Source organism: Klebsiella sp. JN_Kp127 (genome assembly GCF_040062505.1).
Lineage (GTDB): Bacteria > Pseudomonadota > Gammaproteobacteria > Enterobacterales > Enterobacteriaceae > Klebsiella > Klebsiella quasipneumoniae.
In genome coordinates, this window is the sequence record NZ_JBEAHS010000035.1 from 41,967 (window position 1) to 60,524 (window position 18,558).

The window sequence follows — 18,558 nt, forward strand, 5'->3', positions numbered from 1 at the left end:
AACGGGCCCTCAGGGGCCCGTTTGCGTTGACTTAGTGTGCGGCTTCCGCCGGGCTGTTCACCTGACGACAGTACAGTTCATAGCGCTGGCAAAACCATTCACGATGTTCTTCATCCATATTGCCGACGATGGCCTGAAGATCAACTGGCTGGCCCTGGGCGTGCATTCTGGCGAAACTCCGCGCCAAAAAATCAAAATTCTTCATTGAATACATATCGTTATGGTTCATGCGCATACTCCTTCAGCGGTGGATGTTCTGATCAGTCATATGCCTTTTACTCACTTCAGTATTTACGCTTACCTTAACGCCATTTGTACGAAAAATGCGCTTAATGTGATTATTTATTGCGCCAAATCATTTTCCACATCATTAAATAAAAACGGCCCGCGATATCGCTATCGCAGGCCGTGATGCCGCACCGTTCTGGTGGGTGAATAGCGAAACGGTTATTTTTCGCTATCTTTCTGTATTTTCTTAATAATGTTGGTGGTTGAGCACCCATCTTCAAAGTTGAGCACCAGCACTTCGCCACCGTTCGCCCAGACCTCTTCACTGCCGGCGATCTGTTCCGGTTTGTAGTCGCCGCCTTTGACCAGCAGATCCGGCAGGATCCCGGCAATCAGGCGCTGCGGTGTATCTTCTTCGAAGGAGACCACCCAGTCGACCGCCTCCAGCGCCCCCAGCACGATCATCCGCTGCTCCAGCGGGTTCACCGGGCGGGTTTCGCCTTTCAGACGTTTGGTGGAGGCATCGCTGTTGACCGCCACGATCAGACGGTCGCCCAGTTTGCGCGCATTCGCCAGATAGGAGACATGGCCGGCGTGCAGAATATCGAAGACGCCGTTGGTCATAACCACTTTCTCGCCGCGCTTGCGCGCTGCCGCAACTGCCTGTTTGAGTTCCTCTTCGCTCATCACGCCGAAGCCAGTCTCAGCCCGTCCGCGAACCGCATTTTCCAGCTCGACAGGAGAAACGGTGGAGGTCCCCAGCTTGCCAACTACCACGCCCGCCGCGGCGTTGGCGAAATAGCAGGCCTCTTCCAGGGTATTGCCGGAGGCCAGGGTCGCCGCCAGCACGCCAATCACCGTGTCGCCGGCGCCGGTGACATCGTACACTTCCTGGGCCTGGGTCGGCATATGCAGCGGCGGACGCCCCGGCTGCAGCAGCGTCATCCCCTGCTCAGAGCGCGTCACCAGCAGCGCTGACAGTTCGAATTCGGCGATGAGCTTCATGCCGCGCTCAACGATCTCCGCTTCATTCTGGCACTTGCCCACCACCGCTTCAAACTCAGAGAGGTTCGGCGTGAGCAGCGTTGCGCCGCGATAGCGTTCGAAATCGGTACCTTTCGGATCGATCAGCACCGGCACGCCTGCTTCACGGGCGAGCTTGATCATCGTCTGGACGCTGGTCAGCGCCCCTTTAGCGTAGTCCGAGAGAACCAGCGCGCCAATCGAGCCCAGCGCCTGCTGAATGCGCTCGTGCATCGGCTGCGGATCAACGCCGGAAAAGCCCTCTTCAAAGTCGAGGCGGATCAGCTGCTGGTTGCGCGACAGCACCCGTAGCTTGGTGATGGTCGGGTGAGTCGGGACGGAGACAAAGTCGCACTTCACATTGACGTTGGCCAGCGCCTGGCTCAGCGCGCGGGCGGCGTCATCAATCCCGGTCAATCCCACCAGGCGCGACGTCGCCCCCAGGGAGGCGATGTTCATCGCTACGTTTGCCGCGCCGCCGGGACGTTCTTCGATATTTTCCACCTTCACCACCGGCACCGGGGCTTCCGGGGAAATACGACTGGTGGGGCCGTACCAGTAGCGGTCCAGCATCACATCACCCACCACCAACACTCCTGCACGTTCAAACTCCGGCAGCGTTACTTTCATGACTCTCTCCTGCGAGACGCAAACTTTGCGCGCGATAATAGCACACCCGATTTTATAGTTAAGCCATCAGCCACTTCTGCCAGCTGGCGCTGACCTGCTCACGCTCCCGGCTGAATGCCTCCGGCGCCACGTGTCCCGGCAGCTCCTGCAGGGCCAGGTGATGGAGCGCATCACGCAAGGTGGTGTACGCGTGCGTTAAGGCTCGCGCTTCCTCCTCGTCCATGATGTCGTTCTGCGCCAGCAGCTCGAGAATACGCACGTTATCAGACCAGCGGGTCAACTTCGGCTTGTCGCTGGCATAGCGTAGGACCAGATACTGGGTAATAAATTCAATATCCGTGATCCCACCGGCATCGGCTTTGATATCAAAACGATCGGCATGTTTATTGCCGAGGTGGGCGCGCATCTTCTCACGCATCTCGCGAACTTCGGTCTGCAGGGTCGCGCCATCCCGCTCGGTGGTCAGGATATCGCGACGAATGGCGTCAAATCGCGCCTGCAGCGCCGGGTCGCCATAGACCACGCGAGCGCGCACCAGCGCCTGATGCTCCCATGTCCAGGCTTCGTTCTGCTGATAGTCGGCAAACGCGTCGGCGGTGGTGACCAGCATCCCCGCCGCGCCGGAAGGGCGCAGCCGGGCGTCAACTTCGTAGAGAATACCGGACGAGGTGCGGGTGCTGAACAGATGCATGATCCGCTGAGCCAGCCGCAGGTAGAACTGACGGCCGTCGATCTCCCGCTCGCCGTCGGTCATCACCTCCGCCGGGCAGTCATGGAGGAACACCAGGTCGAGATCGGAACTGTAGCCCAGCTCCCAGCCGCCGAGCTTGCCGTAGCCGACGACGGCGAAGCCGCGCCCCTGGCGATCGTGCAGGTGGGTCGGCTGGCCGTAGCGGGCCACCATCTGTCCCCATGCCTGCTGCACCACCGCGTCGAGGATCGCTTCGGCAAGCCAGGTTAAGTGATCGCTGACCTTCATCACCGGCAGCGTGCCGGCGATATCCGCCGCGGCGATATGCAGCTGCTGCGCCTGCTTGAACTGGCGCAATGCCTCCAGCTGCTGCTCTTCATCCTCTTCCGGCACGCGCAGCAGATACTGGCGCAGCTCGTCGCGATAGGCATCGGTCGCCGTCGGCTGATAGAGGGTGTTGGGATCCAGCAGTTCATCAAGCAGCAGCGGGTGGCGCGCCAGCTGGCTGGCGACCATCGGCGACGCCGCGCAGAGCGTAATCAGGTGCTTCAGCGCGCCGGGGAATTCGCTCAATAGCTCAAGATAGGTGGTGCGAGTGACGATCCCGGTCAACAGCGGCGTGATCCGCGCCAGAGGCAGAGGCGCATCAGCGCGCGAGCAGATTTCGCTCAGCAGATGCGGCATCAGGTGATCCAGCACCTGGCGGCCTCGCGGGCCGATGGTGCGCCGATCCAGCTCTTTACGGAAATCAGCAATTAGCGCCAAAACGCTGCGGCGGTCGGCGTCGTTTAAATGCGCCAGCGCCGGGCTGGCGTCATCTTCTTCCAGCGCATCCTGCCACAGTTCGCGCCAGTACTCCGCCAACTGCTCATCCGGCGACTGGGCCTCATCATCGCCGATCAGCTCATTAAACACCCGCCGCACGCTGGCCATATGGCTCGCCAGCTGCGCGCTCAGCGTCTCCCAGTCGTCGGTATGCATCCCCCACGCCAGCCTGGCGCGGTTCAGTTCATCCTGCGGCAGAGTCTGAGTCTGCTCATCGTTGATGCTCTGCAGCAGGTTTTCCAGCCGGCGCAGGAACAGATAGGCCGCGCGCAGCCGCGCCGCGTCGCCTTCCGGCAGCAGATGCAGCTCATCAATCGCCGCCAGCGTCGGCAGCAGCGCGCGCTGCTGCAGCGCAGGTTCGCGACCGCCGCGGATCAGCTGAAAGACCTGCACGATAAACTCAATTTCACGGATCCCGCCGGCGCCGAGCTTGATGTTGTCTTTCAGCCCGCGACGCCGCACTTCGCGAGCGATCATGCCTTTCATGTTACGCAGCGACTGGATCACGCTGAAGTCGATATAGCGGCGGAAGACGAAGGGGCGAAGCATCGCGCGCAGCTCGCTGGCGTAGACGTCGTCGTTATCGCCCATGATCCGCGCTTTCACCATCGCGTAGCGTTCCCAGTCCCGGCCCTGCTCCTGGTAATAATCCTCCAGCGCCGCAAAGCTGAGCACCAGCGGCCCGCTGTCGCCAAACGGCCGCAGGCGCATGTCCACCCGATAAACAAAGCCGTCCTGCGTCGGCTGGTCGAGCGCCTTGATAAGCCGCTGCCCCAGGCGGGTAAAGAACTGGGCGTTATCCAGCTCGCGGCGGCCGCCGCGGGTGGCGCCATGCTCGGGCCAGGCAAAAATCAGATCGATATCGGAAGAGAAGTTCAGCTCGCCGCCGCCCAGCTTTCCCATCCCGAGGATCAGCAGCGGCTGCGGCTGGCCCTCGGCATTGCAGGGCGTTCCCCACTCTTTACAGCAGGCGGCGTACAGCCAGTCGCGGGCGGCGACAATCAGGGTCTCCGCCAGGACGCTCAACTGCTGCAGCGTCTCTTCTTCGCTTACCAGCGACAGCGCCTGCGCCCAGGCGATGCGGACCATCATATGACGGCGGAAAAGACGCAGCTCTCGCATCAACCCCGCTTCGTCAGCCACCGCCTGCAGGCGTTCCTGCAGCCAGGTCTCATAATGCCGCCACTCTTCCGCCTCCGGTGAAGAGTGGGCAAGCTCGTTCAGCCAGCCTGGCTGGGCGATCACACTCTGTTCGACAAAATCACTGAACGCCATCACCGACCTGGCCTGCGGGCTCAGTTCGGCGACGGGGAAATCCGCTGGCAGGCGGTCAGCGACCGTCTGCCAGTGCTGCTGTAACTGCGAAGAAAGCGGCATCATAGGGGCTCCCTGGCCTGTAATTATCGTTTTCCACTATGCAGCCAGAACGGCTCGGCAGCCAGCGCCTGGCGACGGAAATATTCAAAGACGCTGCGGTCGTCATGCTCTATCGCACGCTGTAGTTCCTGCCAGTTCTCCAGCCACGGCGCGACGGCGTCGCCATAGGCGCCCGCCAGCAACTGGACGCTGTCGATGTCGCGCGCCAGCTTCGGCAGCTGGTCGGCGGCATCCTCCACCGCCAGGTGCTGCACGGCGCCGCGCAGCTCAGCCGCCGCCCGGGAAAGGTGAATATCGGCAAACCGTTTGAACGATCCGGCTATTTTTTTCTCTCCCGCCTCGTTGAGGAACGGACGCCAGCCGCGCTGGACCAGCCATTCGGTCAGCGCCAGTTTGGCGGCGACGACCTCGGTGCGGAATAACGCCTCATCGGCGGTGTCCGCGGCCAGCAGCGCCGCTTCGGCATCGTTCAGCAACGCGCGGAGGTGGGTGGTCGCCTTCCGCGGCACGATGCCGCCGAACAGCACCAGCGCATGGCGCACGCGGGCTATCGCCAGCAGGATTTCCGCTTTGGCTTTCGCGTTGCCGCGCAGCCAGACCTCATCGTGATACAGCCAGTGCGCCAGGGCGCTCTCCAGCGCCGCCTCCAGCCCCTGCTCCACGCTGGCCTTCGCCGCCACCGGCAGCACCGCCAGCCGGGTTACCGGGCGCTCGTCGTTGCCTTGCGCCAGATGATACCCGCGCGCGGCTTTGCTCAGGCTCCCCTGACGCAGGACGCCGCTCTTCAGCAAACGCTGCGCGAGGCGCAGCAGATCGGCGGTCTCCCCGGCGAGCAGCTCCAGCTCCAGCTCGCAGATCGGCTCCTGATGCTCGCCCGCCTTCACTTCGCCGCGATCGAGGGCAATCTCAATTTCACTCTTTCCTTCCTGGATCACCCAGCGCTCACGGGCAAAGTCGGTGCTGAACAGCGGTTGCACATGCTCCGCCAGCGCGGCTGGAAGTTCCCCTTGCGGCCAGACCTCCGCCGGCAGGCGCTCAAGCGCCAGTTCCGGTTTATCCAGTGGAATATTGTATTCCGGACGCTGGTGCAGGCCGCCCACCACCCGACCGGCGATTTTCAGCGTCATCTCATAACGCCCCTGGTCGCCGCGGATGCGCAGCCCCATGTCGTGACGACGCAGCCAGTTATCGGCGGTTTCATAGTAAATGTTCAGCAACTGGCCCGCGGGCGTATGTTTCGCCTCGAGCGCATTGAGCTGCTCGCGCAGCGTCTCTACCCCATCCTGAGCGACGATAAACTTAAGTTCGATTTCTTGAGCCATGACTGAATTCTTCCGCTTCTGTGCTGCGCCGACAAATTGCGGCGAACTTACGACGATATTTTTTGTCAGTAGATAGTATTTTGCGGCGAATCGCCATGCAACGCGCTTTTTGCCGGGCCACCTCCTGGATGATTCCGATTGTGGTGGAAAACTTTGCGTCGCTCTGGCGATGCCTCTACTATCGTTCCACTTTTTATGACCAAACGATGACCTGATGCCAAAATTACGCCTGATTACTTTTACTTTGCTCGCGCTTAGCGCCGCCACGGCGGTTCACGCAGAAGAAAAGCGCTACGTTTCCGATGAGCTGAACACCTGGGTTCGCAGCGGCCCGGGCGATAATTATCGTCTGGTCGGCACCATCAACGCCGGGGAAGAAGTGTCGGTGCTGCAAACCAACGACAGCACCAGTTACGCGCAGATCCGCGACGCGAATGGGCGTACCGCCTGGATCCCGCTGAAAGAGCTGAGCAACGAGCCCAGCCTGCGCACCCGCGTCCCGGATCTGGAAAACCAGGTCAAAACGCTGACCGATAAGCTGAATAATATCGACGCCACCTGGAACCAGCGCACGGCGGATATGCAGAAGAAAGTCGCCGGCAGCGACAGCGTGATCAACGCGTTGAAAGACGAGAACCAAAAGTTGAAAAACGAGCTGGTTGTCGCGCAGAAGAAGGTGAATGCGGCGAATCTGCAGCTTGATGATAAACAGCGCACCATTATCATGCAGTGGTTTATGTACGGCGGCGGCGTGCTGGGCGTCGGTTTGCTGCTGGGTCTGGTGCTGCCGCATCTGGTGCCAAGCCGCAAACGTAAAGACCGGTGGATGAACTAATTCGTCTTCTCTGCCAGACTTACGTATCATCTTGCGAAAAACAGATACGGGAGAATCAGGCGTGAAGAGTTATCTGGTCGGTGGTGCGGTGCGCGACGCGCTGTTAGGACTGCCGGTCAAAGACCGAGACTGGGTGGTGGTGGGCGCCACCCCGCAACAGATGCTTGACGCGGGCTATCAGCAGGTGGGCCGCGACTTTCCCGTGTTTCTTCATCCGCAAAGCCGGGAAGAGTATGCCCTGGCCCGCACCGAGCGCAAATCCGGCGCAGGCTATACCGGTTTTACCTGCTATGCCGCCCCGGACGTCACTCTTGAGGCGGATCTGCTGCGCCGCGACCTGACGGTCAACGCCCTCGCCCAGGATGCCGACGGCACGATTATCGACCCCTACGGCGGACAAAACGATCTCCGCCAGCGCCTGCTGCGCCATGTCTCTCCCGCCTTTAGCGAAGACCCGCTGCGCGTGCTGCGCGTGGCGCGCTTTGCCGCCCGCTATGCCCATCTCGGTTTTCGCATCGCCGAAGAGACCCAGACCCTGATGGCCGCCATGGTTGAGGCTGGCGAACTGGCCCATTTAACGCCGGAGCGGGTGTGGAAAGAGACGGAAAGCGCGTTGACCACCCGCAACCCGCAGGTCTTTTTCCAGACGCTGCGCGACTGTCAGGCCCTCAAGGTGCTGTTCCCGGAGATTGACGCCCTGTACGGCGTGCCGGCCCCGGCCAAATGGCACCCGGAAATCGATACCGGCCTGCACACCCTGATGACCGTCACGATGGCCGCGATGCTATCGCCGGACGTCGAGGTGCGCTTCGCCACCCTGTGCCATGACCTCGGCAAAGGGCTGACGCCGAAAGCGCTCTGGCCGCGTCACCACGGCCATGGCCCGGCGGGAGTCAAGCTGGTGGAGCAGCTCTGCGCACGTCTGCGGGTGCCGAACGATATCCGCGATCTCGCGAAACTGGTGGCGGAGTACCATGATCTGATCCATACCCTGCCGATCCTGCAGCCAAAAACCCTCGTCAAACTTTTCGACAGCATTGACGCCTGGCGTAAACCGCAGCGCGTGCAACAGATCGCCCTCACCAGCGAAGCCGACGTCCGCGGGCGCACCGGCTTTGAGGCCAGCGATTATCCGCAGGGGCGCCTGCTGCTGGAGGCCTGGGAAGTGGCGCAGTCGGTCTCCACCAAAGAGGTGGTAGCGGCGGGCTTTAAAGGGGCGGAAATTCGCGAGGAGCTGACGCGGCGGAGAATTGCGGCGGTGGCGCAGTGGAAGGAACAGCGTTGCCCCCAGCCGCAAGGCTGAGGGCGATGGCCTTAGAAAAAGACCACGTACACCGCTGCCGCGACGATAAAGCGGTAGATAGCGAACGGAATGAACGAGATCCGTTTGATCAGCTGCAGGAAGGTTTTAATCGCAATCAGCGCCACGATAAACGCCATCACGAAGCCGACGGCAAACATCGGAACATCGCCCATGTTGAGGAAGCCGATGCTCTTGTAGACGTCCAGCACCGTGGCGCCCATCATCATCGGTACCGCCAGCAGGAATGAGAACTCCGACGCCGCGTAGCGGCTGACGCCCATCAGCATGCCGCCGGAGATGGTCGCCCCTGAGCGGGAGAAGCCCGGCCACAGCGCCAGGCACTGGAAGCAGCCGATAACGAATGCCTGACGATAGGTCATATCGTCAATCCCGACCGCGCGCGGCTGTTTCGGCTTCAGCACTTCCGCCGCAATTAACAGCACACCGCCGACAATCAGGGCGTACATCACATTTACCGGGTTAAACAAGGACTTAATGGTGTCGTGGAAAATAAGCCCCATCACCACCGCGGGGATCATACCGAGAAGGATATGGATAAGCGATAAGCGACCGCTGCCCTTGCCTTCATGCGCCGGCGGCTTGCCGAAATGGATGCCGATCAGGCCGAACAGGCGACGCCAGAACATCACCACCACGGCGAGTATCGAGCCTAGCTGAATAACCACTTCAAAGGTATTTGCCGTATCACCTTCAAACCCCAGCAGGTGACCAACAATAATCATATGACCGGTACTGGAAACAGGTAAAAATTCTGTTAACCCCTCAACCACACCCAATATTGCCGCCACCAGCAGCGAGTGTATATCGCTCATCCAATTAAACCCTTTAAAAAAGTAAAATGAAAAAAACCAGGAACACGGTATCGTTCAACAGGCATAACCCGGCTGCCAGAGGGCGCGCAATCCGCAGCATACACGGCGTACACAAGGATTCACCTGCCGTTCTGGTAGGAGATCGCCAGTAAAATTGCCTGATGACCGGATGCTATGACCGGTATAAACGCAATTTGTTTAACAAGTATGACCTGAAAAGTTTTGTTTCAGATTAAGGCCACGTTCAATAATCACCCCGACGTTTGCCGCGCGAGCCACGGCGCCAGGTTTGCTGACTTTAATGCGCACCCATGGCGACTGGAATGTCTCCAGCAGCAGATCGGCCACCTCTTCCGCCACCCGCTCCACTAACGCGAATTTTCCCCCCTCAACATGCGCGATGACGCGCTCGCTGATATCAGCATAGCTAAGGCAATCGCTGACATCATCGCTGGCGGCCGCCTTGCGGTTATCCCATGCAATTTCGATATCGAACACCAGCTTCTGTTCAATGGTTTGTTCCCAGTCATAAACACCAATGGTGGTGATTACCGAAAGTTGCTCTATAAATACAATATCCATCACGCCCTGCCTGCTTTTTAGCTAAACCGGATACCACTTCCGGCGAATTATGCGTATTATCCACAGATGCAGAGAATACAACGACATTTTCAAAACGGAACAGCGTTATGAGTGCAATCGCGCCTGGACTGGTACTCCTCGCCTACCTCTGCGGCTCCATTTCCAGCGCCATTCTGGTATGTCGCCTTGCTGGCCTGCCCGACCCACGCGACAGCGGCTCAGGCAACCCCGGGGCCACTAACGTACTACGAATCGGCGGAAAAGGGGCGGCCGTAGCGGTACTTATTTTTGATGTGCTGAAGGGCATGTTGCCGGTATGGGGCGCCTGGGCGCTGGGCCTGACGCCGTTCTGGCTGGGTTTAGTGGCGATTGCCGCCTGCGTGGGCCATATCTGGCCAGTCTTCTTTCATTTCCGCGGCGGTAAAGGCGTCGCCACGGCCTTCGGCGCTATCGCCCCCATCGGCCTCGACCTGACCGGCGTGATGGCCGGGACCTGGCTGCTGACCATCCTGCTCAGCGGTTACTCTTCCCTTGGCGCTATCGTCAGCGCGCTGATCGCTCCGTTCTACGTCTGGTGGTTCAAACCACAGTACACCTTCCCGGTGTCGATGCTCTCCTGCCTGATCCTGCTGCGCCATCACGACAACATTCAGCGTCTGTGGCGCCGCCAGGAGAGCAAAATCTGGACGCGGGTGAAGAAGAAAAAAACGCCAGAAGAGAAGTAATCTCCCCTCCCGGCCACGCCAGCCGGAGGGATCCCCGATTCTATTTAGCGGTCTCACCCGCTCTTTCGCCTTACGTCATCATGATTGGCGATCATCGCCACATCCCCCTTTTGTAACAATGCATTAGCGGCGACCCACAGCAAAAATCACGCCAGCGACCGGCGGCGCGGCGTGAACCGCGCTGACGCCTTTTCCGCCGCGGCCAGGCAACGGTTCAGGATATTGACGGCAATGATTATCCGGGTGAATAATCCGGAGCGGTTATGCCGCTTTCCCCTCGCGCCCGATGCGACGCTCCGGGTAACAGATGACATAAGCGTTTCGTATGACCGGGATAATCTCCCGCCGATCAATACTCATTGCTGCTGTTTTATCTTGATTTTGCAGGGGCGCAACATTGCACGGCACCGTGTTACCACCACTCAAAAAAGGCTGGCAGGCCACGCTGGATCTGCGCTTTCAGCAGGCCGGCGGCAAGACCGTTCTCGCCAGCGCCCAACACGTCGGCCCGCTGACCGTCCAGCGCCCGTTTTACCCGGAAGAAGAGACCTGTCATCTCTATCTGCTTCACCCCCCCGGCGGCATCGTCGGCGGTGATGAGCTGACGATTAGCGCCCACCTTGATCCCGGCTGCCATACCCTGATAACCATGCCTGGCGCCAGCAAGTTTTACCGCAGCAGCGGCGCGCAAGCGCTTTTGCGCCAGCGGTTGACCCTCGCCCCGCAGGCGACCCTGGAGTGGCTCCCGCAGGATGCCATCTTCTTTCCCGGGGCGAACGCCCGGCTGTCCACCACCTTTCACCTTTGTGCCTCCAGCACGCTGCTGGCCTGGGATCTGCTCTGCCTTGGCCGCCCGGTGATTGGCGAAACCTTCAGCCACGGTACCCTCAGCAACCGGCTGGAGGTATGGGTGGACGATGAGCCGCTGCTGGTCGAGCGCCTGCACCTGCAGGAGGGAGAGCTGTCCAGCGTCGCCGGACGCCCCTGGGTCGGCACGCTGCTGTGCTATCCGGCAACCGATGCCCTGCTCGACGGGGTGCGCGACGCGCTGGCGCCGCTCGGCCTCTACGCCGGCGCCAGCCTGACCGACCGCCTGCTGACGGTGCGCTTCCTCAGTGACGATAATCTGATTTGCCAGCAGGTGATGCGCGACGTCTGGCAGTTTCTGCGCCCTCATCTCACCGGCAAATCCCCCGTACTTCCCCGAATCTGGCTGACTTAAGAGAACGTTATGGAACTGACCCCCCGAGAAAAAGACAAGCTGTTGCTGTTTACCGCCGCGCTGGTGGCGGAACGCCGCCTGGCCCGCGGCCTGAAGCTCAACTATCCGGAGTCCGTGGCCCTGATCAGCGCCTTTATTATGGAAGGCGCCCGCGACGGCAAAAGCGTGGCCTCGCTGATGGAGGAAGGCCGTCACGTCCTGACCCGCGAGCAGGTGATGGAGGGCGTCCCGGAAATGATCCCGGATATCCAGGTCGAAGCCACCTTCCCGGACGGCTCGAAGCTGGTCACCGTTCACAACCCGATTATCTGAGGTAGCGCCATGATCCCCGGTGAATATCACGTTAAGCCCGGCCAGATAGCCCTCAACACCGGCCGGGCGACCTGTCGCGTGGTCGTTGAAAACCATGGCGATCGGCCGATTCAGGTCGGTTCGCACTACCATTTCGCCGAGGTCAACCCGGCGCTGAAGTTCAACCGTCAGCAGGCCACCGGCTATCGCCTGAATATCCCGGCCGGCACGGCGGTACGCTTTGAACCTGGCCAGAAACGCGAGGTTGAGCTGGTGGCCTTCGCCGGTCACCGCGCCGTTTTCGGCTTCCGCGGCGAGGTCATGGGCCCTCTGGAGGCAAACGATGAGTAATATTTCACGCCAGGCCTATGCCGACATGTTCGGCCCCACCATCGGCGACAAGGTGCGCCTGGCCGATACCGAGCTGTGGATAGAGGTGGAGGACGATTTGACCACCTACGGGGAAGAGGTCAAATTCGGCGGCGGCAAAGTGATCCGCGACGGGATGGGTCAGGGACAGATGCTGGCCGCCGACTGTGTCGACCTGGTGCTCACCAATGCGCTGATCGTCGATCACTGGGGGATCGTTAAGGCCGATATCGGCGTGAAGGACGGTCGGATCTTCGCCATCGGCAAAGCCGGCAACCCCGACATCCAGCCCAACGTCACCATCCCCATCGGCGCCGCGACGGAAGTCATTGCCGCCGAAGGAAAAATCGTCACCGCCGGCGGGATCGATACCCATATTCACTGGATCTGTCCGCAGCAGGCGGAAGAGGCGCTGGTCTCCGGCGTGACCACCATGGTCGGCGGCGGCACCGGCCCGGCGGCGGGTACCCATGCCACCACCTGCACCCCGGGGCCATGGTATATCTCACGCATGCTGCAGGCGGCCGACAGCCTGCCGGTCAATATCGGCCTGCTGGGCAAGGGCAACGTTTCTCAGCCGGACGCTCTGCGCGAGCAGGTGGCGGCGGGCGTTATTGGCCTGAAGATCCATGAGGACTGGGGCGCCACCCCGGCGGCGATCGACTGCGCGTTAACCGTCGCCGATGAGATGGATATTCAGGTCGCGCTGCACAGCGACACGCTCAATGAGTCCGGTTTTGTGGAAGATACCCTCGCCGCCATCGGCGGGCGCACCATTCACACCTTCCATACCGAAGGGGCCGGCGGCGGCCATGCGCCGGATATCATCACCGCCTGCGCCCACCCGAACATTTTGCCGTCCTCCACCAACCCAACGCTGCCCTACACCCTTAACACCATCGATGAACATCTCGATATGCTGATGGTCTGCCACCATCTGGACCCGGACATCGCCGAGGACGTGGCCTTTGCCGAGTCGCGCATTCGCCGGGAAACCATCGCTGCGGAAGACGTGCTGCACGACCTAGGCGCCTTCTCGCTCACCTCCTCGGATTCGCAGGCCATGGGCCGCGTCGGGGAAGTGGTTCTCCGCACCTGGCAGGTGGCGCACCGCATGAAGGTGCAGCGCGGAGCGCTGGCGGAGGAGACCGGGGATAACGACAACTTCCGCGTGAAGCGCTACATCGCCAAATACACCATCAACCCGGCGCTGACCCACGGCATCGCACACGAAGTCGGCTCCATTGAGGTGGGTAAGCTGGCGGACCTTGTGGTCTGGTCGCCTGCCTTCTTCGGCGTGAAACCGGCCACCGTGATCAAAGGCGGCATGATCGCCATCGCGCCGATGGGCGATATCAATGCCTCAATTCCAACCCCGCAGCCGGTGCACTACCGCCCGATGTTTGGCGCGCTGGGCAGCGCCCGCCATCACTGCCGCCTCACCTTCCTGTCGCAGGCGGCGGCGGACAACGGCGTTGCCGAGCGGCTGAACCTGCGCAGCGCGATCGCCGTGGTGAAAGGCTGCCGTACGGTGCAGAAAGCCGACATGGTGCACAACAGCCTGCAGCCTAACATCACCGTCGACGCGCAGACTTATGAGGTGCGGGTGGATGGCGAACTCATCACCAGCGAGCCGGCAGAGGTTCTGCCGATGGCGCAACGTTATTTTCTGTTTTAAGGAGAGCGGATGCTTTATTTAACTCAACGTCTGGAGACCCCCGCCGCCGCGACCGCCAGCGTTACGCTGCCGATTGATGTTCGCGTCAAAAGCCGGGTAAAAGTCACCCTCAACGATGGCCGGGAAGCCGGCCTGCTGCTGCCCCGCGGGCTGCTGCTGCGCGGCGGCGATGTGCTCAGCAACGAAGACGGCACCGAATTTGTGCAGGTGATTGCCGCTGATGAAGGGGTGTCGGTGGTGCGCTGCGACGATCCGTTTATGCTGGCGAAGGCCTGCTACCACCTCGGCAATCGTCACGTACCGCTGCAGATCATGCCGGGCGAGCTGCGCTACCATCACGATCACGTGCTGGACGATATGCTGCGCCAGTTCGGCCTGACGGTGACCTTTGGCCAGCTGCCGTTCGAGCCGGAAGCCGGCGCTTACGCCAGCGAAAGCCACGGTCATCATCATGCTCATCATGACCACCACGCTCACAGCCACTAGCATGTCGACAGCGGAACAACGTCTGCGGCTGATGCAGCTGGCCAGCAGCAACCTGCCGGTAGGGGGTTACAGCTGGTCCCAGGGGCTGGAGTGGGCTGTGGAAGCCGGCTGGGTGCCGGACGTCGCGGCCTTCGAGCGCTGGCAGCGACGGCAGATGACGGAAGGCTTTTTTACCGTCGACCTGCCGCTGTTCGCCCGCCTGTACCGCGCCTGCGAACAAGGCGATATCGCCGCGGCCCGGCGCTGGACGGCTTATCTGCTGGCCTGCCGGGAGACCCGTGAACTGCGGGAGGAAGAGCGCAACCGCGGCGCGGCGTTTGCCCGCCTGCTTGGCGACTGGCAGCCGGACTGTCCACCGCCGTGGCGCACGCTGTGCCAGCAAAGCCAGCTCGCCGGGATGGCCTGGCTCGGCGTACGCTGGCGCATCGCGCTGCCCGAGATGGCCCTAAGCCTGGGCTACAGCTGGATTGAGAGCGCCGTGATGGCCGGCGTTAAGCTGGTGCCCTTCGGCCAGCAGGCCGCTCAACAGCTGATTTTACGTCTTTGCGACCACTACGCGGCGGCGATGCCCCGCGCGCTGGCCGCGCCGGACGGCGATATCGGTTCGGCCACGCCGCTCGCCGCCATCGCCTCTGCCCGGCATGAAACCCAATACTCCCGATTATTCCGTTCCTAGGAGAAGCCATGAATTCTTATAAACACCCGCTGCGCGTCGGCGTTGGCGGCCCGGTCGGCTCCGGTAAAACCGCCCTGCTGGAAGCGCTGTGCAAAGCGATGCGCGATACCTGGCAGCTGGCGGTGGTCACCAACGACATCTACACCAAAGAAGATCAGCGCATCCTCACTGAAGCGGGCGCGCTGGCGCCTGAACGCATTGTCGGGGTGGAAACCGGCGGCTGCCCGCACACGGCGATCCGTGAAGATGCCTCGATGAACCTCGCCGCGGTGGAAGCACTGAGTGAAAAGTTCGGTAACCTCGACCTTATCTTCGTGGAAAGCGGCGGCGATAACCTGAGCGCCACCTTCAGCCCGGAGCTGGCGGATCTGACCATCTATGTTATCGACGTGGCCGAAGGGGAGAAGATCCCGCGCAAAGGCGGGCCGGGGATCACCAAATCCGATTTTCTGGTGATCAATAAAACCGACCTTGCCCCCTATGTGGGCGCTTCACTGGAGGTGATGGCGAGCGATACCCAGCGTATGCGCGGCGATCGCCCATGGACCTTCACCAACCTGAAGCGTGGCGACGGCCTGAGCACCATTATTGCCTTCCTCGAAGACGAAGGCATGCTCGGCAAATAGGCCTTTTGCACCAGCCGGGCGCAAGCGCGTCCGGATGGTGCAGCCCCTGCCCTCTCTTCTGTCACCCTGCACCACCCTCCCCGCCACGCCTGCCCTGCAATATGGCATAAGGTTTGCTAATTCAAGTCATGCCTAACCATTAAGGAATGACTATGTCATCACTGGATCTCAACCCTGAATTACCCGCGACCGCGCGGACTTCCGGCTCCCGGGAAACCTTAGAAGATTACACCTTACGTTACGCCCCGCTGAGCTTCCGCCGCTGGGGACCGGGCGTCGTCGCGGTCACGGCGCTGGGCGGCATCGCCTATCTGGCGGACTTTTCCATCGGCGCCAGCATCGGTATGGCCTGGGGCACCAGCAACGCCATCTATTCGATCCTGGTGGCGGCGCTGGTGATCTTCCTCACCGGCATTCCGCTGGCGATCACCGCCGCGCGCTACAACATTGACCTTGACCTGATCACCCGCAGCGCCGGCTTCGGCTATTTCGGCTCGGTGATCACCAGCATTATTTTTGCCGGCTTCACCTTTATCTTCTTCGCCCTCGAAGGCTCGATCATGGCCCAGGGGCTGCTGGTGGGCCTCGGGATCCCGCTGTGGATGGGGTATCTGATCGCCACCCTGATGGTGCTCCCGCTGGTGGTCTATGGCATGAAAGCCCTGACCCGCCTGCAGGTGTGGACCACTCCGCTGTGGCTGGTGCTGATGGTGGTGCCGGTGGTGTGGCTGATTGTCAAAGATCCGCAGCTGGTGGACGGCTTCCTGCATTTCGCCGGTAAAAACAGCGCGTCGACGGTGGATATCACCGCCATCATGCTCGGCGCCGGGGTATGCCTGTCGCTGATCATGCAGATTGGCGAGCAAATTGATTACCTGCGCTTTATGCCGCCTAAAACCGCTGAGAACCGTAAAGCCTGGTGGCTGGCGGTCTTTTCCGCCGGCCCGGGCTGGGTGGTGCTAGGCGCGATCAAACAGATTATCGGCGCTTTCCTCGGCTTCTATCTGTTGACCCGTTTCCCGGCGGTACACAATACCGAACCGGTGCAGCAGTTCGTCAGCGTCTTCGATAACCTGGTGCCCGGCTGGCTGGCCCTGACGCTGGCGGTAGTGCTGGTGGTGATCTCGCAGATCAAAATTAACGTCACCAATGCCTATTCCGGCTCGCTGGCGTGGACCAGCGCCTGGACCCGCACCACCAAACGCTATCCGGGGCGGATTATTTTTGTGGTGGTCAACCTGGCGATTGCCCTGGCGCTGATGGAAGGCGATATGTTCAGCGCCCTGTCGTGGATCCTCGGCTTTTACTCCAACTTCGCCATCGCCTGGGTCGTGGTGGTGGCGACCGACATCACCTTTAATAAAGGCTTACTCAAGCTGGCGCCGGCGCAGCCGGAGTATCGTCGCGGCATGATCTACAATGTGAACCCGGTGGGCGTAGTCTCCTTTGGCCTGGCCGCCGGGCTGTCGATCTGCGCCTTCTTCGGCCTGCTGGGGACGACGCTGGCGCCGTTCTCGCCGCTGATTGCGCTGGTCGTCGCCTTTGTCATGACCCCGCTGATGGGGATCCTCACCCGCGGGCGCTACTACATTAAGCAGAGAGATGACGGGATCGCCGAACCGCGCTATGACGCGGCGGGGAACGCCTCGACCACCGTATATCAATGCGTTAGCTGTGAGGAAGAGTACGAGCGCCCGGACGTGATGCACTCGCATAAGCATCAGGGCGCCATCTGCTCGCTGTGTAAAAGTATGGAGTAGTCAGGAAGGCAGGCCGACGTGACGTCGGCCTGTGTCAGGACGCTTTAGGCGGCAGGCAGCTCGGCCAGCGGCCAGCGCGGGCGGACCGTCACGCCAAGCTCGGCTTTGGCGCCGGTTTGCAGACGCACCATGCCGGCGTAGGCGATCATCGCGCCGTTATCGGTACAGAACTCAGGGCGGGCGTAGAACACCTCGCCGCCGCGTTTTTGCATCATCTCCGCCAGCTTCGCCCGCAGGGTGCGGTTGGCGCTCACGCCTCCCGCCATCACCAGACGCTTAAAGCCGGTTTGCTCCAGCGCGCGGCGACATTTAATCATTAGCGTATCGACGACCGCATCCTCAAACGCGCGGGCGATGTCGGCGCGGGTTTGCTCATCGTCGCCGTTGCTGCGAATGGTATTGGCGGCGAAGGTTTTCAGACCGGAGAAGCTGAAGTCCAGCCCCGGACGGTCGGTCATCGGACGCGGGAAGACGAAGCGGCCTTCAGTACCCTGGGACGCCATTTTCGACAGCATCGGCCCGCCGGGATAATCCAGCCCCAGCAGTTTCGCGGTTTTATCAAAGGCTTCGCCCGCCGCATCGTCAATCGACTCGCCCAGCAGCTCGTACTGGCCGATGCCGGTGACGCTGATCAGCTGAGTATGACCGCCGGAGACCAGCAGCGCGACGAACGGGAACGCTGGCGGGTTATCTTCCAGCATCGGCGCCAGCAGGTGCCCTTCCATATGGTGTACCGGAATCGCCGGCACGTTCCAGGCGAAGGCCAGCGACCGGCCCACGGTGGCGCCGACCAGCAGCGCCCCCACCAGGCCAGGACCCGCCGTATAGGCGACGGCATCGATATCTTTCGCCGTCAGACCGGCCTCTTTCAGCGCCGCCTGGATAAGCGGCACCGTTTTGCGCACGTGGTCGCGCGATGCCAGCTCCGGCACCACGCCGCCGTAGTCCGCATGCAGTTTCACCTGACTATACAGTTGGTTGGCTAACAGACCTTGCTGGTCGTCATAAATCGCGATGCCGGTTTCATCGCAGGATGTTTCAATGCCCAGTACACGCATGAGTTGTTTTACCTCGCT

Annotated in this window: 19 protein-coding genes and 2 pseudogenes; 13 read left to right on the top strand and 8 right to left on the bottom strand. The window is 61.3% G+C overall.

The window, feature by feature from the left end; genetic code table 11:
- Positions 1 to 31: 31 nt before the first annotated feature.
- Complete coding sequence (gene glgS / locus ABLV04_RS12525) at positions 32 to 229, bottom strand: cell surface composition regulator GlgS (RefSeq protein ID WP_004205248.1); 198 nt, start codon at positions 227 to 229, stop codon at positions 32 to 34.
- Here glgS and ABLV04_RS12530 point away from each other — a divergent pair.
- Positions 221 to 367 (top strand): annotated as a pseudogene (locus ABLV04_RS12530) (hypothetical protein); the annotation flags it as partial. The gene glgS and the pseudogene ABLV04_RS12530 sit on opposite strands and share 9 nt — an antisense overlap.
- A gap of 80 nt (positions 368 to 447) precedes the next feature.
- On the opposite strand, the gene hldE reads toward ABLV04_RS12530, so the two are convergent.
- Genes hldE through ABLV04_RS12545 form a run of 3 tightly spaced genes read right to left on the bottom strand, consistent with a single transcriptional unit; the run spans position 448 to position 6,096 of the window.
- Positions 448 to 1,881: a bifunctional D-glycero-beta-D-manno-heptose-7-phosphate kinase/D-glycero-beta-D-manno-heptose 1-phosphate adenylyltransferase HldE gene (gene hldE / locus ABLV04_RS12535; protein WP_023291033.1), complete on the bottom strand. Its 1,434-nt coding sequence runs from the start codon at positions 1,879 to 1,881 to the stop codon at positions 448 to 450.
- A gap of 58 nt (positions 1,882 to 1,939) precedes the next feature.
- Positions 1,940 to 4,777 (bottom strand): bifunctional [glutamate--ammonia ligase]-adenylyl-L-tyrosine phosphorylase/[glutamate--ammonia-ligase] adenylyltransferase, encoded by a 2,838-nt coding sequence (gene glnE, locus ABLV04_RS12540; RefSeq protein ID WP_187142931.1) that lies wholly within the window; start codon positions 4,775 to 4,777, stop codon positions 1,940 to 1,942.
- A 20-nt stretch (positions 4,778 to 4,797) separates the two neighbouring features.
- A complete protein-coding gene (locus ABLV04_RS12545) occupies positions 4,798 to 6,096 on the bottom strand; it encodes an inorganic triphosphatase (protein ID WP_147733507.1) in 1,299 nt (432 codons plus the stop codon).
- Between the two features lie 214 nt (positions 6,097 to 6,310).
- Here ABLV04_RS12545 and ABLV04_RS12550 point away from each other — a divergent pair, with 214 nt between their 5' ends.
- The gene (locus tag ABLV04_RS12550; RefSeq protein ID WP_023291036.1) at positions 6,311 to 6,931 is read left to right on the top strand and encodes a TIGR04211 family SH3 domain-containing protein; all 621 of its coding nucleotides are present in this window, start codon (positions 6,311 to 6,313) and stop codon (positions 6,929 to 6,931) included.
- A gap of 61 nt (positions 6,932 to 6,992) precedes the next feature.
- On the top strand, positions 6,993 to 8,234 hold the full coding sequence (locus ABLV04_RS12555) for a multifunctional CCA addition/repair protein (RefSeq protein WP_023291037.1): 1,242 nt from the start codon (positions 6,993 to 6,995) through the stop codon (positions 8,232 to 8,234).
- A gap of 11 nt (positions 8,235 to 8,245) precedes the next feature.
- Here the strand turns inward: ABLV04_RS12555 and bacA are convergent, their stop codons facing one another.
- Both bacA and folB read right to left on the bottom strand, forming a co-directional pair.
- Complete coding sequence (gene bacA, locus ABLV04_RS12560) at positions 8,246 to 9,067, bottom strand: undecaprenyl-diphosphate phosphatase (RefSeq protein WP_023291038.1); 822 nt, start codon at positions 9,065 to 9,067, stop codon at positions 8,246 to 8,248.
- A gap of 198 nt (positions 9,068 to 9,265) precedes the next feature.
- Positions 9,266 to 9,649 (bottom strand): bifunctional dihydroneopterin aldolase/7,8-dihydroneopterin epimerase, encoded by a 384-nt coding sequence (folB, locus tag ABLV04_RS12565; protein ID WP_004150923.1) that lies wholly within the window; start codon positions 9,647 to 9,649, stop codon positions 9,266 to 9,268.
- Positions 9,650 to 9,756: 107 nt separating this feature from the next.
- Between folB and plsY the strand changes: the two genes are divergently transcribed.
- Both plsY and ABLV04_RS12575 read left to right on the top strand, forming a co-directional pair.
- Positions 9,757 to 10,374 carry a glycerol-3-phosphate 1-O-acyltransferase PlsY gene (gene plsY / locus ABLV04_RS12570; protein ID WP_004205257.1) on the top strand — a complete coding sequence of 206 codons (618 nt, stop codon included), beginning with the start codon at positions 9,757 to 9,759 and terminating at the stop codon, positions 10,372 to 10,374.
- 122 nt (positions 10,375 to 10,496) lie between these two features.
- Positions 10,497 to 10,625 (top strand): annotated as a pseudogene (locus ABLV04_RS12575) (hypothetical protein).
- A 10-nt stretch (positions 10,626 to 10,635) separates the two neighbouring features.
- Here ABLV04_RS12575 and ABLV04_RS12580 read toward each other — a convergent pair.
- Positions 10,636 to 10,782, bottom strand: coding sequence for a hypothetical protein (locus tag ABLV04_RS12580; protein WP_032428993.1), 147 nt, complete (start codon positions 10,780 to 10,782; stop codon positions 10,636 to 10,638).
- Here ABLV04_RS12580 and ABLV04_RS12585 point away from each other — a divergent pair.
- The 8 genes from ABLV04_RS12585 to ABLV04_RS12620 all read left to right on the top strand — a co-directional run bounded on the left by ABLV04_RS12585 (position 10,772) and on the right by ABLV04_RS12620 (position 17,482).
- Positions 10,772 to 11,596 carry an urease accessory protein UreD gene (locus ABLV04_RS12585; RefSeq protein ID WP_023291039.1) on the top strand — a complete coding sequence of 275 codons (825 nt, stop codon included), beginning with the start codon at positions 10,772 to 10,774 and terminating at the stop codon, positions 11,594 to 11,596. The two genes, ABLV04_RS12580 and ABLV04_RS12585, sit on opposite strands and share 11 nt — an antisense overlap.
- A gap of 9 nt (positions 11,597 to 11,605) precedes the next feature.
- Complete coding sequence (locus ABLV04_RS12590; RefSeq protein WP_002916871.1) at positions 11,606 to 11,908, top strand: urease subunit gamma; 303 nt, start codon at positions 11,606 to 11,608, stop codon at positions 11,906 to 11,908.
- A 9-nt stretch (positions 11,909 to 11,917) separates the two neighbouring features.
- Positions 11,918 to 12,238: an urease subunit beta gene (locus ABLV04_RS12595; RefSeq protein ID WP_023291040.1), complete on the top strand. Its 321-nt coding sequence runs from the start codon at positions 11,918 to 11,920 to the stop codon at positions 12,236 to 12,238.
- The gene (gene ureC / locus ABLV04_RS12600) at positions 12,231 to 13,934 is read left to right on the top strand and encodes an urease subunit alpha (RefSeq protein ID WP_023291041.1); all 1,704 of its coding nucleotides are present in this window, start codon (positions 12,231 to 12,233) and stop codon (positions 13,932 to 13,934) included. The genes ABLV04_RS12595 and ureC overlap by 8 nt, the downstream gene beginning before the upstream one ends.
- Before the next feature lie 9 nt (positions 13,935 to 13,943).
- A complete protein-coding gene (ureE, locus tag ABLV04_RS12605) occupies positions 13,944 to 14,420 on the top strand; it encodes an urease accessory protein UreE (RefSeq protein ID WP_017899736.1) in 477 nt (158 codons plus the stop codon).
- 1 nt (position 14,421) lies between these two features.
- Positions 14,422 to 15,096 carry an urease accessory protein UreF gene (locus ABLV04_RS12610; protein ID WP_032428994.1) on the top strand — a complete coding sequence of 225 codons (675 nt, stop codon included), beginning with the start codon at positions 14,422 to 14,424 and terminating at the stop codon, positions 15,094 to 15,096.
- 8 nt (positions 15,097 to 15,104) lie between these two features.
- Complete coding sequence (gene ureG, locus ABLV04_RS12615; protein WP_147733506.1) at positions 15,105 to 15,722, top strand: urease accessory protein UreG; 618 nt, start codon at positions 15,105 to 15,107, stop codon at positions 15,720 to 15,722.
- A 152-nt stretch (positions 15,723 to 15,874) separates the two neighbouring features.
- Entirely contained in the window at positions 15,875 to 17,482 is a 1,608-nt protein-coding gene (locus ABLV04_RS12620) for a cytosine permease (protein WP_032454090.1), read from the top strand.
- Positions 17,483 to 17,526: 44 nt separating this feature from the next.
- On the opposite strand, the gene tsaD is transcribed toward ABLV04_RS12620, so the two are convergent.
- On the bottom strand, positions 17,527 to 18,540 hold the full coding sequence (gene tsaD, locus ABLV04_RS12625; protein ID WP_002916879.1) for a tRNA (adenosine(37)-N6)-threonylcarbamoyltransferase complex transferase subunit TsaD: 1,014 nt from the start codon (positions 18,538 to 18,540) through the stop codon (positions 17,527 to 17,529).
- Positions 18,541 to 18,558: the final 18 nt, after the last annotated feature.